Origin of the sequence: Sinomonas sp. R1AF57 (assembly GCF_002224485.1) — a bacterium.
GTDB classification, from domain to species: Bacteria; Actinomycetota; Actinomycetes; order Actinomycetales; family Micrococcaceae; genus Sinomonas; species Sinomonas flava.
This window is the reverse complement of sequence record NZ_CP022463.1, coordinates 2,493,990-2,507,446: the sequence shown is the minus strand read 5'-3', so window position 1 is coordinate 2,507,446 and position 13,457 is coordinate 2,493,990. Positions and strand designations below refer to the sequence as shown.

Sequence of the window (13,457 nt, the reverse complement as noted above, 5' to 3'; positions counted from 1 at the left end):
CTGCCGCCGCCGGACCAGAATGAACGAGCGGTTAAATCCTTCCGCGCCGCTGCGGTGCGGCCGAGGTGCCCGAAGTCCCATCGACGACCTCGCGGCGGGACGTGACGGGACTCGTCCTCCGGAAGCGACACAATGGGTCTGAGATAAGCCTGCACTGGGGAGGGCAACGAGTGGGGAATGCACTGGACGTGCTGCTTCTGGGCCGGGCGCGGTTCCACGAGCTGGGCATGAGGGGCCGTGTCATCCTGAGCCAGATTCCATTGAACCTGACGATGCTGCTGGTCTGCCTCGTCGCGGCGGTCGCGGGTCCGGAGGAGCTTGGGGACCCTCGCTTCGTGGCTGGCCAAGGTATGGCGTTGGCCCTGTTCGCGGCCTGCGTTGCCTTGCCGTGGGCCAAGCTTCCGTACGGGCTGTTCCTCGTCATCCCGTTCCTGGACTTCGTCCCTATCGGGTTTGTCGCTTCCTCTGCCTCGGATACTCTCTCGGGTCTTGGACTCCTAGGCGTCTTCCCGGTCATGTGGATCGCAGGCTCCGGCTTTCGGCCGAGGATCTTCGTCCCCCTCGCCGGGGCCGCGGCCTTGCTCACGATATGGGCTCCAGTCCTCCTCTCTGGCGCGGCGACCCCGCACTCGCTGGTTGCGCGCGTAGTTGGGCCGTTCATCCTCCTCGCGATCGGGGTGGGTACCTCCGTGATGACCCTCAGTGCGATGGCGCAGCAGGCGCGGGTGCAGGAACTGCTCGAGAGGACCGAGACCCGTGAGCAGCTACTGGATACCGTGCTGGAGACCGCCGACGTCGGAATCCTGGTCCTCGACGGCGAGGGCAAGGGGATGTTGGCAAACGAGAGGCATGCAGAGGTGTACTCCGCTGCCACGCCGGCTGAGGGGGCTCCCCTCGATGCAGAGCCCGGCATGCTGGCCTACCGGGAAGGGCCTGACGGGACGGTGCGGTGGGAGGAGCGGGGGCTTGAACGAGTGCTGAGCGGCACTCATGTCGAGAGCGAGCTGTACAGGCTGGGGAAGGGTCCTGGGGCCCGGGTCGTCTCAATCAGCGCTCGGAGCTTCCACAATCACGCCGGTCGGCTCGGCGGGACAGTGGTCGCCACGTCGGATGTCACTGATGTAGTCTCGGCCGTTCGCGCGAGAGACCGCTTCCTCTCCACCATGTCGCACGAATTCCGGACCCCCTTGGGGAACATCCTCGGCTACGCCGAGATGGTCCTGGAGGACTCAGGGCTGAGCGATTCCTCCCGGTCCGACCTCGAGGTGATCGTGCGCAACGCCAACCACGTCAACCAGATGGTCGAAGACATCCTTGCAGCCTCAGTGACCGGTGAGGACGCCTCGGCGATCCGCCTGCCCGTCGACTTGGCGGAGCTGGTCCGCGCAGCCTCCGATTCCTCGCGGGCGGAAGCCAGCCGGAAGGGAATATCGCTCACAGCCACGGCCTCCGCGGTGCTCCCTGTGCTGGCGGACCGGACCGGCCTGGTGCGGGTGCTGGACAATCTGGTCTCCAATGCTCTGAAGTATTCGGCTTCGGGCACGGCAGTACGCCTGACCGCTTTGAGGGAAGGGCCGTGGGCAGTGTGCCGGGTTGAGGACGCCGGAATAGGCATCGCTGCCGACGAGATGGAGCACGTCTTCACACGTTTCGGCCGTAGCAGCGCGGCCCTCGACTCCGAGGTGCCCGGGACGGGGCTAGGGCTCGCGCTCGCGAAGGAGGTTGTCGAGCAGCACGGCGGCACCATCGAGTGCACGAGCCGCGTCGGTGTGGGAAGCACGTTCACCGTCCGACTCCCGCTCAGGAGCGAAGGCCCAGGATCCAACCCGCCTCGGCGCCCGGCTGCAGAGCACGGTCAGCATGCGTAGGACTGGGTCAGAGGCGAGCCGATCCAGGACCCGACTCTGGCTTGTACGCTCACCGTGTAGGCCCTGCTGCCGCCGGGGACAAAGGTCTGGGTCAGAACCGCCGTTTGCTGGGTGGTGGTGGTCGAGCTGGCGGTGCCGTCTGACGCCGTGAGGGTCAGCGTGTATGAGGTGGCACGGAGAACGGTCGCGTAGCTGCTGACCGTCGCCTTGACCTCTCTGGCGGAAGCGCTGCAGACGACCTTCGCAGCGAGGGAGGCAGGCGCGGGGATCGAATATGTCGAGGCAGCGAGCGGCGCGGCGGAACCTGCAGTGAACGCCGCCTGGGCGGCTGCAGGAGCCAGGGAGAGAAGCACGGCGGCGGCTGGCGCAACGACAAGTGGCACGAGACGCCGGACGAGGGCACGGCTCTCCCCGACACGGCGCGTGTACGGTGCCTTCGTCATCCTGATCCTCCTTCCAACTCTGCATGATCGAACCCGCAGTCAAATGCTTCTACCCGGCGATCAAGCCCGCCCCGCGCGAATGCTCAAGGTTGGCTCAACTGCGGCGCAGAACTCACCCGCGCCGACGTGAATCGGCGCCGTCGCTCTGGAAGACTGCAGCCTATGGGGGAGAACATGCAGCCATTGCGGGAGAACGTGCCAGAACGCCGGGCCGTCGTCGTCGAAGACGACGCCGACATGCGCACCCTCCTGGTCAGGACCCTGCAGCGGCACGGCTTCGTCGTGGCCGAAGCCGCCACCGGAGCCGGCGGCCTGGAGCATGTCCGCAAGCATTCTCCCGACCTCATCACCCTCGACCTGAACCTGCCCGACCTCGAGGGTACAGAGGTGTGCCGCCGCCTCAGGCAGTTCTCGGACGCCTACGTCATCATGATCACCGGGCGAGCGGACGAGATCGACGAGCTGACTGGTCTCCAGATCGGCGCTGACGACTACATCAGCAAGCCGTTCAGCCCGAGGACGGTCCAAGCCCGCGTCGAGGCCATGTTCAGGCGTCCGCGGCGAGAAAGCGCCGCCGTCCGCACCGCCCCCGTCGGGGGCGGCACGCTCGATTCAGAATCCCCGCACCTCGCCCATGGCCCGCTGCTGGTCGATCCCGAGGCCAGGCTCGTGTTCCTCGATGGGAACGAGCTGACCCTGACACGCACCGAGTTCGATCTGCTGGCGCTCATGGTCGCTTCCCCCCGCCGAGTCTGGACCCGGGAAATGCTGCTGCGCTCCGTCTGGGGCGACGAATGGGCTTCCGACGAGCACCTCGTGGAGGTCCATGTGGGCAATCTGCGGCGGAAGCTAGGGGACAGTGGCAGGAGTCCTCGATTCATCCGCACCGTGCGAGGAGTCGGGTACGGCATGGTTGCCCCCGTCGTCTGAGCCGGCCACGCCGCTTGCCTCAGAAGGGACGGAGGAGCGCCTCAAGCGCCGCTTTCAACTTCACCGCGTCGTCACGCAGTCCCGGAGACCATCCCCTCGCCTCTCCCATGCGCCCTGCGCGGACTTCCTGATCAGCCAGCCGGGCATCGTGCTCGAGCTGGAGGGCACCGACCGCACCCGAGGAGGCCGCGAGGCTCACCAGGGCGATGTGCGCTGCCTCCTGGTCATCCTTCTGGAGTGCGGCCGTGATGGCCCCGAGCCGGGCGGGTAGCAGTTGGAGGAACTTCCCAGCGAAGTCGAGCACGTCGTCCCAGGAGTCGAGATCGCGGGCCAGCGCCTCGAGTCGGCCAAGTTCGATGATGGGCAGCACGCCAGTCATGCCCTCCCTTCCGCACCCACAGTGGCATGTCCGTCTTCCTGCTCGACGGCGGCGCGCGGGCGCCATATCGAGGCCAGGACGATCACCAGCAGCACGGCCGGCGCACCGTACAGCAGCACCGGCCGCACGACCGGGGAGCGGAGGGCCCTGATGGCGTCGCCGAGATGCGGGATCACCGCCGCCGTCGTGTACACGGTGTCGTCCGTGATGACTGCCGTCCAGGGGTCCTTGCCGTTGTTTGCGTCGCCCTTGGTCGTGATGACGGTGGCTCCCGTGGCGTTGCGGCTGAGGCTCGCGACCCGGTGGGTTTCGACCCGTTGGTCCTCGACTGGGATGCGGTAAGTGATGATGTCGCCGACTTTCAGCGCAGAGGCCGGCGTCTCCACACTCACCACGACATCGCCCGGGTTGATGAGGGGAGCCATCGATCCTGTCAGCATGGTCGAGGTCTGGTAGCCGAGGAACCGCGGGCCGACGGCGAGGAACACGAAGGCTGCGGCGGCCACAGCGAGGACGAGTCCCAGCACGAGGCGCACCAGAGCTCGAAGCACCGTCGCGGCGGTGTGTGTGGCAATCATGCGTGGCCTTCCCCGGGGTTCTGGCTGGAACTGCTTCCGTTACTGGTTGGTGCCGCTGCGCTGAGTCCCGGTGAAGAGGAGGTTCAGCTTGCTGGTGAGGCCCTGGAAGCTGTTGTCCGCTGCCGTGGGCAGCGACAGGGTCACCCGAAGGTGATCTGTTCCGGACTTCGTGAGCGAGGCCAGATTCGCCAGAGCCACGTCCGAGCCGAGGACGGCACGAGTGGCCAAGACCGAGGTCGTGGACCCGGAACAGGTGTAGGTGTAGGCGGGCGCGGTGCCGCTCTCAGTCCAAGGGGCGGAGCAGTTGTCGATCGCTATCTGGAGGCCATTCGCCGGGTCGGTGTCGAGCTTCGACGAGGTTGTCGCGGTGGTCGTCAGAGCCACCCGGGCCAGGTTCTGGTCTCCCGCATTGGAGAGCGTGACAGCCCGTTGAATCGTGTCACCGGGAACGATTCCGGTCGCGGCGACGCTCAGTCTGTTGTCCGCACCCGCCGCTCCGAGGGCGATGGTGACCGAGCCCGAGGACACCGAGGTGTCCGCGGAGGTCGTGGACGTGAAAGCGCCGTACGTGCCAAGGCCAGCAATGCTCGCTGTGACTCCCAGGAGGGCGGCCGAGGCCAGGAGCTTCCCTGAAGTGGACTTGAGGCTGAGATCCATTGTCGTTTCCTCTCTTCAGCCGGGCACGAGCCCGGCTCAACGCGGTCGATGCCAACCGTCACCGGCTGGCATCGACTACTCTCCCGGTCCGGGTTCAAGCCCATCCCGGGTCTGAAGACAAGAAAACTTCAAGATTGAATCAAGCCCGTGCTATTGGGCAGCGCCGCTACGGCCGGAGCAGCACCTTGGTGTACCCGTCCTCGCGCGCGTCGAACTTGGCGTACGCGTCCACGGCCTCGTCGAGCGGCACCTCGTGGGAGACAATCCACGACGGCTCTGCGCGGCCGGCCGTGATGAGGTCCCGGAGCTCGCGGTTGTACCTCTTCACGGGGCACTGGCCGCCGGCGAGGCTGATGCCCTTCGTGAACGCCTGGCCGTACTCGAACGGGATGCGGCCCTCCTTCGCCAGGCTGTTCGCGGCGCCGGGATCCTCGGGCACGTAGACGCCCACGACGCCGATGTGCCCGGTCGCGCGCACGACGCCGACGAGGTTGTCGAGCACCATCTCGGGGTGCTCCTCGCCTGCCGGGTCGTGGGCCTGGTAGCCCACGGCCTCGACGCCGCAGTCGACGCCGAACCCTCCGGTGGCGTCCATGATCGCCTCCGTCGGGTCCGCGTCGGCGAAGTTGACCGGGGTCGCGCCGATCGTCTCCGCGAGCTTCAGCCGGTCGGGCTCCTTGTCCACGACGAACACCCTGGCCGCGCCCTTGAGCATCGAGCTGTAGGCCGCCATGAGGCCGACGGGCCCGGCGCCGAACACGGCCACGGTCTTCCCCGGCGCCACCATGGCCATCTCGGCGCCGTGGTACCCGGTGGGGAAGATGTCCGAGAGCATCGCGTAGTCCCGCTCGTGCTCGGTGCCCTCGGGGAGCCTGAGCAGGTTGAAGTCCGCCCACGGGACCCGCAGCAGCTCGGCCTGGCCGCCCCAGTAGGGGCCCATGTTCGGGTAGCCGTAGCCCGCGCCGGGCTGCCCGGAGGGGTTGGCGCGCAGGCACGCGGAGGTCCACCCGTCGTTGCAGTTGCGGCAGGTGCCGCACGCGAGGTTGAACGGCACGGACACCCGGTCGCCGACCTTGATCCGGTTGACGGCGGCGCCCACCTCCTCGACGATGCCCATGTTCTCGTGGCCCAGGACCATGCCCGGGTCCAGGGCAGCGCGCCCCTCGTAGGGGTGCAGGTCCGAGCCGCAGATGTTCGCGGTGGTGATGCGGATGACGGCGTCGAGCGGCTCCTCGATCCGCGCATCGTCGACCTCTTCCACTGCCAGTTCCCGGGGTGCCTTGAAGACGACAGCCTTCATGAGGACTCCTCCTGCCTAGGTTGCGGGTATGTCCCGGCCCCCTCCCCGGCACGGCCAGCACCAAACAAAGGCTGGCCCGGCTCCTGGTCCGCGGCCCGGTGTCAGCCCCGGCCGCTGATGAGCCGCTGGGGCGGGGCGTCGAAGCTGCCGTGGTCGTAGTACTTCGCCACCTGCTGCATGTAGCCGGCCCACTGCGGCCCGGCGATGTACGCGCCGTCGACCACGGGGTAGAACTTCCCGTTGACCGTGATGTCGCGGCCCATCCGGACCGAGGGGCCGTTGAGCGCCTCGCCGAAGAACGACGCCGTCGCGAGCCCCTGCGTGTAGCCCACCACCCACGTCTGGCTGTTCTCGTTGTTGGTGCCCGTCTTGGCGGCGTCGGGAACCCCGAGCTTCTGCGGGATCAGGAGGCCCGAGCCCTTGGTGAGGACGTCCTGGAGCACGTTCGTGGCGGCCTTGGCCACGTCGGGGTTCATCGCGCCCGGGGTGCACTGCTGGGACTGGCCGCCGATCCGCTTGCCCTGGTTGTCGTCCACCTCGGTGATGGCGATCGGGGCGCAGTACGTGCCGTTGGCGGCGAAGGTCGCGAAGGCGTTGGCCATGGTCATGGGCGCCACGTTCTCGCCGCCGAGCAGGTTCCCGAGGGTCGAGAGGTCGAGCTTGTGGTCCCTGCCGTCTCCCTGGTGCATGCCGAGCGCATCGGCGGCGCGCTGGATGTCGCAGAAGTCGTTCAGCCCGGCGGCGGAGGCGAACGTGGCCGTGTTGATCGAGTTGTAAATGCCTTGGCGCACGGTCATGGGGCGGTAGTAGCCGTCCTCGTCGTTCTGAAGGTCGGTGGAGCCGGACACCGTGCTGTCGAAGACGCCATGGACCGGGCCGCACGTCGACTTCCACGGGAAGTTCGAGCCGTAACGGCGCCGCGAGGCGTCCACCGTCTGGTCCGTCCCCTTCCCCTCCATGAGCCACGCGGCGAGGGTCACGGGCTTCATCGTGGACCCGGGCTGGTAGCCGCCGGCGCCGCCGAGGTCGTTGCCGTTGGAGTCGGCGGAGTCCACGTTGAAGTTGTAGGACGTGACGAAGCCCGAGCCCTGGCCCTCGGCCATGCGGCTGTTCTGGGCCATCGCGACGACCTTCCCCGTGCCCGGCTGAACCGTGACTAGCGAGGCACCCCACTTGTCCGGGTTGGTCCCCGTGGTCGAGTCGACCTGCTTCTGGGCGGGGCCCTGCAGGCGCGGGTCGAGGGTGGTCTTGATCGTCAGGCCGCCGAGCATGACCTTGTTCAGGCGGGCGGTCGGGTCCGCGCCGTATGCCGGGTCGTTGAGGATCTGGTGGAGGACGTAGTCGCAGAAGTACGGGGCCTGCGCGGCGGAGGCGCAGCCCTGGCGCGGCGGGTTCAGCTTGAGCTGGATGGGGGCGGCGACGGCGTCGTCGTGCTGGCGCTGGTCGATGTAGCCGTGAGCGAGCATCGCGTCGAGGACGAGGTCCCGCCGATCCTTGGCCCGGTCCGGGTGCTGCGACGGGTCGTAGTAGGCCGGCCCGTTGACCAGGCCGGCGAGGAGCGCGGCCTGCGGCAGGGTGAGATCCTTGGCGTCGAGGGAGAAGAAGTACTGGCTCGCGGCCTGGACCCCGTAGGCGTTTCCGTTGAAGGGCACCACGTTGAGGTAGCCCTGGAGGATCTGGTGCTTGGAGAACTTCTTCTCGAGCGCGATGGAGAGCTGCATCTCCCGCAGCTTGTCGCTGACGCCCTTCTGTCCGTTGAGCACGATGTCCGCGCTCTGCCCCTGGGCCACGAGCTGCTCGTTGAGCACGTTGGTCACGTACTGCTGCGTCAGGGTCGAGGCGCCCTGGCGGCCGCCCGTCAGGTCCGTGGCGAGCGCCCGCAGGATCCCGATGGGGTCCACGCCGCCGTGCTCGTAGAACCTGTAGTCCTCGATCGCCACGATGGCGTTCTTGATGTTCGGGGACATCTTGTCGAGCGGGACGTCGGTGCGGTTCTCGGTGAAGAGGTTCGCGATCACGGAGCCGTCCGCCGCGAGGACCTTGGTCGCCTGCCCCGGAGGGGTGCTCGTGAGCTCGCTCGGGGCCGCCGCCAGAGCCTCCGTGGCACCGGTCGCGGCGCCGCCGGTGAGTGCCAGGGCCGGGGACATGAGCCCGGCCACGAGCACCCCGCACAAGGCGCTCACGGCGAAGAACGCGAGGACCCTGCCGAGGGCGGTCGTGGTGTCGAAAAGCTTCTTGCTGCCAGAGGACATGGGGAGTACCCTATGCGACCCGCCTAGGTAGATCCTGTGCGGAAGCTGGACCCCCGGTGGTTGAGCGGAGCCGAAACCCATGGTGGACGGTGGTTGAGCGGAGCGGAAACCCACGGGCGACGGTGGTTGAGCGGAGCGCAGCGGAGTCGAAACCCAACTGCGGACGGTGGTTGAGCGGAGTCGAAACCCACGGGCGACGGTGGTTGAGCGAAGCGCAGCGGAGTCGAAACCCATCACCAGCTCCTGTGGATAACCCTCCGGACGAGTAAGCCCCCGGTTAGCTTTGGCTCCATGGCTTTCACCTACATTCTGGAGTGCGCCGATGGCAGCTACTACGTGGGCAGCACGACCGACTTGGAACGCCGGGTCGCGCAGCACGCCGCCGGTGAGGGTGCTGCGTACACACGACGGCGCCGGCCGGTGAAGCTCGCGTGGTCGATGCAGATGGACAGCATCGCCGAGGCCTACTACCTCGAGAAGAAGCTCCAGGGTTGGAGCCGCGCCAAGCGAAGATGCGTCGTTGAGGGTCGCTACGCAGACCTGAAGTCGAACATGAAGGAGTGAGCGGGTTCTTCGGCCGCGCGGTTTCGACTCCGCTTCGCTCCGCTCAACCCCCGGGTTTCCGCTCAACCCCCGGGTTTCGGCTCGGCCGCCGGGGTTTCGGCTCCGCTCAACCACCGGGGTTTCGGCTCCGCTCAACCACCGGGGTCCGCTCAACCACCGGGGTTTCGACTCCGCTTCGCTCCGCTCGGCCGCCGGGGTTTCGACTCCGCTTCGCTCCGCTCAACCACAGGGTCCGCTCAACCACCGGGGTCCGCTCGGCCGCCGGGCTGCGCTCAACCGCCGTAGGCCGGGGCGGCCGGGAGCCCGAGGTACTCCTCGAGGGTCGCGACCCCGCGGCGATGCATGTGCGTGGCCGCCTCGACGCCGATGTACCGCAGGTGCCACGGCTCGTAGTAGTAGCCGGTCGTCTCGTGGTACCACCACGGGTACCGCACGATGAACCCGTACTCGTGCGCATGCGCTGCGACCCACAGCGCGGCCTTCGTGTCCTTGAAGCACGGCTGCAGGGAGCATGCCCCCGAGCGGTCCCCGATGTCGAACGCGAAGCCTGTCTGGTGCTCCGAGTAGCCGGGGCGGGCCGAGGCGACGTCGGCCGCCTCCTGACCCTGCCGCGCGACCCACCCGTTGTACGTCGCCACCTGCGTCGCGTACGAGCGGTACCCGCTCAGCAGCGTCATCGGCGCGCCATCGGCCGTCGCGGCGGCGAACATCTGCTCCGCGGCATGGGCCGTCACCGGGTTCAGGAGCTCCTGCTGCCCCGACGCCGTGACCACGTTGGGGACGACCAGCTCCGGCGCGAAGTCGATCGGGGCCAGCGGGCGCCGCTTGTTCACGACCACGAGCGGGTTCGCCGGGTCAGTGGATACGGCCGGTGCGGACGACGGCGCCGCCGCGGCTGCCGCCGTCGGGCTCGGATAGGTGGGGACGCCGCTGGGAGAGGGAGACGGGGCAGCGTTTGGGGGTTTCGACTCCGCTTCGCTGCGCTCAACCGCCGTTGACTCCGCTTCGCTGCGCTCAACCGCCGTGGTCGACTCCGCTTCGCTGCGCTCAACCGCCGGGGTCCGCTCAACCGCCGTGGTCTGCGAGCACGCGCTCAGGCCCAGCGCGAGGGCGGCGAGGGCTGCGGAGGCGACCCAGCGGCGTCGTGCGCGGGAGCCCGATCTGCTGGGCGCGGCCACCGCCGCTAGACCTTCCGCAGGAGCATGCGGCGGATCGAGTGGTCCTGGTCCTTCGTGAGCACGAGCTGGGCGCGGCCGCGCGTGGGGAGGACGTTCTGGACCAGGTTCGGCTCGTTGATCCGCTTCCAGATGCTGCGCGCGGTGGTGACGGCCTCCTCGTCGGAGAGTGAGGCGTAGCGGTGGAAGTAGCTCTCCGGCTGCGCGAACGCGCCGGAGCGGAGCTTGAGGAAGCGCTCCACGTACCACTTCTCGATGTAGCTCGTCTTCGCGTCCACGTAGACGGAGAAGTCGAAGAAGTCGCTCAGGGCCAGGCCGGTGGTCCCGTCGTGGCGCTGGCGGGCGGGAGCGAGGACGTTGAGGCCCTCCACGATGAGCACGTCGGGCCGCCGGACCACGACCTCCCGGCCGGGCACGATGTCATAGGTGAGGTGCGAGTACCAGGGAGCCCGGACCTCCTCGGCGCCGGACTTGATCTCGGCGACGAAGCGCAGGAGCCCGCGGCGGTCGTACGACTCGGGGAAGCCCTTCCGCTCGAGCAGCCCGCGGCGCGTCAGCTCCGAGAGCGGGTACAGGAAGCCGTCCGTGGTGACGAGCTGCACGTCCGGGGTGGAGGGCCAGCGGCGCAGCATCTCCCGCAGCACGCGGGCGATCGTGGACTTGCCCACGGCCACCGAGCCGGCCACGCCGATCACGAACGGAGTGCGCTGCGTGCGCTCGCCGAGGAACGTCTGGGTCGCGGTGTGCAGCTGCCCGGACGCCTCGACGTAGAGGGAGAGCAGGCGGGAGAGCGGGAGGTACACGTCGCGCACCTCGCGCATGTCCAGGGGGTCGCCGAGGCCCCTGATCCGCTCGATGTCCTCCTGGTTGAGGGGCTGTTCCACCCGGTCCGACAGACGGGCCCATGTGGCACGGTCTAGCTCGACGAAAGGCGTCGCGCCGTCGCCACTGAACTCGCTTCTCTGCAGACTCACTCATGTGATTCTGCCAACTGGCGGCGCAGGTGCGAAATACGGAAGGGGACGGGCGCCCCGGTAGGATGGAGCGCATGTGTGGAATCGTCGGCTACGTGGGCCGCGCCCAGTCGCGCCCCGATGCAAGTCACAGTGCCCTTGATGTCGTGATCGAAGGCCTGCGCCGCCTCGAGTACCGCGGCTACGACTCTGCCGGCGTCGCGGTGGTCGCAGACGGGGGGATCGAGTCCCGGAAGAAGGCCGGGAAGCTGAAGAACCTCGAGAACGAGCTCGGCGCGCACCCGCTGCCCGAGAGCCTCACCGGGATCGGGCACACCCGCTGGGCCACCCACGGCGGCCCGACCGATGCCAACGCGCACCCGCATCTGGCCGACGGCGGCAAGCTCGCCGTCATCCACAACGGCATCATCGAGAACTACGCCACCCTCAAGGCCGAGCTGGCCGCGAAGGGCGTGGCGTTCGCCTCGGAGACGGACACCGAGGTCGCCGCCGCGCTGATCGGGGACCTGTACCGCGGCGCGGCCGACGGCGACATCACCCGCGCGATGCAGCTCGCCTGCCAGCGGCTCGAGGGCGCGTTCACGCTCCTGGCCGTCCACGCGGACCAGCCCGGCGTCGTCGTCGCGGCGCGGCGGAACTCGCCGCTCGTCGTCGGCCTCGGCGAGGGGGAGAACTTCCTCGGCTCCGACGTCTCCGGCTTCATCGACTACACCCGCCGCGCCGTGGAGCTCGGCCAGGACCAGATCGTGACGATCACCCCGGACTCGTTCGAGGTCACCGACTTCTTCGGCGCGCCCGCGCACGGCAAGGAGTTCGAGGTCTCGTGGGACGCGGCCTCCGCCGAGAAGGGCGGCTTCCCGTCCTTCATGGAGAAGGAGATCCACGACCAGCCGGCCGCCGTAGCGGACACCCTGCTGGGCCGCTCCGACACCTCGGGCCGCCTCATCCTCGACGAGCTGCGCATCGACCCGGCCGAGCTGAAGAAGGTCAACAAGATCATCGTGCTCGCGTGCGGCACGGCCGCATACGCGGGCCTCGTGGCGAAGTACGCGATCGAGAACTGGTGCCGCATCCCCACCGAGGTCGAGCTCGCGCACGAGTTCCGCTACCGCGACCCGATCGTGGACTCGAACACGCTCGTCGTGTCCATCTCGCAGTCCGGCGAGACCATGGACACGCTCATGGCCGTCCGGTATGCCCGCGAGCAGGGCGCCAAGACCGTCTCCATCTGCAACACCAACGGGTCCACGATCCCCCGCGAGTCCGACGCCGTGCTGTACACGCACGCCGGGCCCGAGATCGCCGTCGCCTCGACCAAGGCGTTCCTGGCCCAGATCACCGCCGCGTACCTGCTCGGGCTCTACCTGGCACAGCTGCGCGGGAACATCTTCTCCGGCCAGATCAAGGACGTCCTCGCGGACCTGAACAAGATCCCCGAGAAGATCCAGACCGTCCTGGACAACGCGGGCCCGCTGCGCGAACTCGCCCGCAGCATGAAGGACGCGACGTCCGTGCTGTTCCTGGGCCGCCACGTCGGCTACCCGGTGGCGCTCGAGGGCGCGCTCAAGCTCAAGGAGATCGCGTACATCCACGCCGAGGGCTTCGCCGCCGGCGAGCTCAAGCACGGGCCGATCGCCCTGATCGACGAGGGCCAGCCGGTCTTCGTGGTGGTGCCGTCCCCGCGCGGCCGCGAGTCGCTGCACTCGAAGGTGGTCTCCAACATCCAGGAGATCCGCGCCCGCGGCGCCCGCACCTTCGTCATCGCGGAGGAGGGCGACGAGGCCGTGCGCGACTACGCCGAGCACGTCTTCTACGTCCCCGAGACGCCCGTGCTGCTCATGCCGCTGCTCACCACCGTGCCGCTGCAGATCTTCGCCGCCGAGCTCGCCTCCGCGAAGGGCTACGACGTGGACCAGCCGCGCAACCTCGCGAAGTCGGTCACGGTCGAGTAGCCCCGGCCGCCCCTCCTCGTTTCGGGCACAGATCATGCGCCCAAAACGCCCGTTCGGGTACAGGCAATTCGCGAATACGAGCTGTGAAGTCTCGGGACTGAATGGACACTTCTGTCTCAGGAGATCGTGGACGGTGTGTCTCACGAGTGTGTGGACACTTCACCGCTCAGATCACGGCATGAGCATCCATGAGCCTGATCTGAAGGTCCGTATGCGTGTGGCCCAGTGGCCCGATGACGCCCCGCGCGGAGCGGTGGCGCAGTTCTGCCGCAGGCACGGTGTCTCACGGGCCTGGTTCTACAAGGTCCTCGCCAAGGCCCGGGCCGAGGGGACGTGGGCCGCCACCGAAGTCGGGTCGAACCGTCCGCTGACCAGCCCGTGCCGG

12 protein-coding genes and 1 pseudogene are annotated in these 13,457 nt (G+C 68.3%); 5 read left to right on the top strand and 8 right to left on the bottom strand.

Features of this window, described 5'->3' with window-relative positions; all coding sequences use genetic code 11:
* Positions 1–170: 170 nt before the first annotated feature.
* Positions 171–1,868, top strand: a complete 1,698-nt coding sequence (locus tag CGQ25_RS11505; RefSeq protein WP_208709829.1) for an ATP-binding protein — start codon at positions 171–173, stop codon at positions 1,866–1,868.
* Here the strand turns inward: CGQ25_RS11505 and CGQ25_RS11500 are convergent.
* Positions 1,856–2,311 (bottom strand): hypothetical protein, encoded by a 456-nt coding sequence (locus tag CGQ25_RS11500; protein ID WP_208709827.1) that lies wholly within the window; start codon positions 2,309–2,311, stop codon positions 1,856–1,858. The two genes, CGQ25_RS11505 and CGQ25_RS11500, sit on opposite strands and share 13 nt — an antisense overlap.
* A 162-nt stretch (positions 2,312–2,473) precedes the next feature.
* Between CGQ25_RS11500 and CGQ25_RS11495 the strand changes: the two genes are divergently transcribed.
* Positions 2,474–3,241 (top strand): response regulator transcription factor, encoded by a 768-nt coding sequence (locus CGQ25_RS11495; RefSeq protein WP_255405263.1) that lies wholly within the window; start codon positions 2,474–2,476, stop codon positions 3,239–3,241.
* 19 nt (positions 3,242–3,260) lie between these two features.
* Here the strand turns inward: CGQ25_RS11495 and CGQ25_RS11490 are convergent, their stop codons facing one another.
* The 5 genes from CGQ25_RS11490 to CGQ25_RS11470 form a co-directional block, all read right to left on the bottom strand.
* On the bottom strand, positions 3,261–3,620 hold the full coding sequence (locus tag CGQ25_RS11490) for a hypothetical protein (RefSeq protein ID WP_208709825.1): 360 nt from the start codon (positions 3,618–3,620) through the stop codon (positions 3,261–3,263).
* Positions 3,617–4,198: a signal peptidase I gene (locus tag CGQ25_RS11485; RefSeq protein ID WP_208709823.1), complete on the bottom strand. Its 582-nt coding sequence runs from the start codon at positions 4,196–4,198 to the stop codon at positions 3,617–3,619. The genes CGQ25_RS11490 and CGQ25_RS11485 overlap by 4 nt, the downstream gene beginning before the upstream one ends.
* A 39-nt stretch (positions 4,199–4,237) precedes the next feature.
* Positions 4,238–4,855, bottom strand: a complete 618-nt coding sequence (locus tag CGQ25_RS11480) for a TasA family protein (RefSeq protein WP_208709821.1) — start codon at positions 4,853–4,855, stop codon at positions 4,238–4,240.
* Between the two features lie 166 nt (positions 4,856–5,021).
* Positions 5,022–6,155, bottom strand: a complete 1,134-nt coding sequence (locus CGQ25_RS11475) for a glutathione-independent formaldehyde dehydrogenase (RefSeq protein WP_208709819.1) — start codon at positions 6,153–6,155, stop codon at positions 5,022–5,024.
* 101 nt (positions 6,156–6,256) lie between these two features.
* Positions 6,257–8,407, bottom strand: a complete 2,151-nt coding sequence (locus tag CGQ25_RS11470) for a transglycosylase domain-containing protein (protein ID WP_208709817.1) — start codon at positions 8,405–8,407, stop codon at positions 6,257–6,259.
* 291 nt (positions 8,408–8,698) lie between these two features.
* On the opposite strand from CGQ25_RS11470, the gene CGQ25_RS11465 reads away from it, so the two are divergent.
* The gene (locus CGQ25_RS11465; protein ID WP_208709815.1) at positions 8,699–8,971 is read left to right on the top strand and encodes a GIY-YIG nuclease family protein; all 273 of its coding nucleotides are present in this window, start codon (positions 8,699–8,701) and stop codon (positions 8,969–8,971) included.
* A 272-nt stretch (positions 8,972–9,243) separates the two neighbouring features.
* Here the strand turns inward: CGQ25_RS11465 and CGQ25_RS11460 are convergent, their stop codons facing one another.
* Both CGQ25_RS11460 and coaA read right to left on the bottom strand, forming a co-directional pair.
* Positions 9,244–10,149, bottom strand: coding sequence for a D-alanyl-D-alanine carboxypeptidase family protein (locus CGQ25_RS11460; protein WP_255405262.1), 906 nt, complete (start codon positions 10,147–10,149; stop codon positions 9,244–9,246).
* Between the two features lie 5 nt (positions 10,150–10,154).
* On the bottom strand, positions 10,155–11,120 hold the full coding sequence (gene coaA, locus CGQ25_RS11455) for a type I pantothenate kinase (protein ID WP_208709813.1): 966 nt from the start codon (positions 11,118–11,120) through the stop codon (positions 10,155–10,157).
* A 74-nt stretch (positions 11,121–11,194) separates the two neighbouring features.
* Here coaA and glmS point away from each other — a divergent pair, with 74 nt between their 5' ends.
* Together glmS and CGQ25_RS11445 are read left to right on the top strand one after the other, a co-directional pair.
* A complete protein-coding gene (gene glmS, locus CGQ25_RS11450; protein WP_208709811.1) occupies positions 11,195–13,072 on the top strand; it encodes a glutamine--fructose-6-phosphate transaminase (isomerizing) in 1,878 nt (625 codons plus the stop codon).
* Positions 13,073–13,250: 178 nt separating this feature from the next.
* Positions 13,251–13,457 (top strand): annotated as a pseudogene (locus CGQ25_RS11445) (IS481 family transposase); the annotation flags it as partial.

What these genes read in the sequence shown, in the direction of transcription:
- CGQ25_RS11500 (WP_208709827.1), bottom strand. Translation starts at nt 2,311, where the DNA reads ATGACGAAGGCACCGTACACGCGCCGTGTCGGGGAGAGCCGTGCCCTC.
- CGQ25_RS11495 (WP_255405263.1), top strand. Translation starts at nt 2,474, where the DNA reads ATGGGGGAGAACATGCAGCCATTGCGGGAGAACGTGCCAGAACGCCGG.
- CGQ25_RS11490 (WP_208709825.1), bottom strand. Translation starts at nt 3,620, where the DNA reads ATGACTGGCGTGCTGCCCATCATCGAACTTGGCCGACTCGAGGCGCTG.
- CGQ25_RS11485 (WP_208709823.1), bottom strand. Translation starts at nt 4,198, where the DNA reads ATGATTGCCACACACACCGCCGCGACGGTGCTTCGAGCTCTGGTGCGC.
- CGQ25_RS11480 (WP_208709821.1), bottom strand. Translation starts at nt 4,855, where the DNA reads ATGGATCTCAGCCTCAAGTCCACTTCAGGGAAGCTCCTGGCCTCGGCC.
- CGQ25_RS11475 (WP_208709819.1), bottom strand. Translation starts at nt 6,155, where the DNA reads ATGAAGGCTGTCGTCTTCAAGGCACCCCGGGAACTGGCAGTGGAAGAG.
- CGQ25_RS11470 (WP_208709817.1), bottom strand. Translation starts at nt 8,407, where the DNA reads ATGTCCTCTGGCAGCAAGAAGCTTTTCGACACCACGACCGCCCTCGGC.
- CGQ25_RS11465 (WP_208709815.1), top strand. Translation starts at nt 8,699, where the DNA reads ATGGCTTTCACCTACATTCTGGAGTGCGCCGATGGCAGCTACTACGTG.
- glmS (WP_208709811.1), top strand. Translation starts at nt 11,195, where the DNA reads ATGTGTGGAATCGTCGGCTACGTGGGCCGCGCCCAGTCGCGCCCCGAT.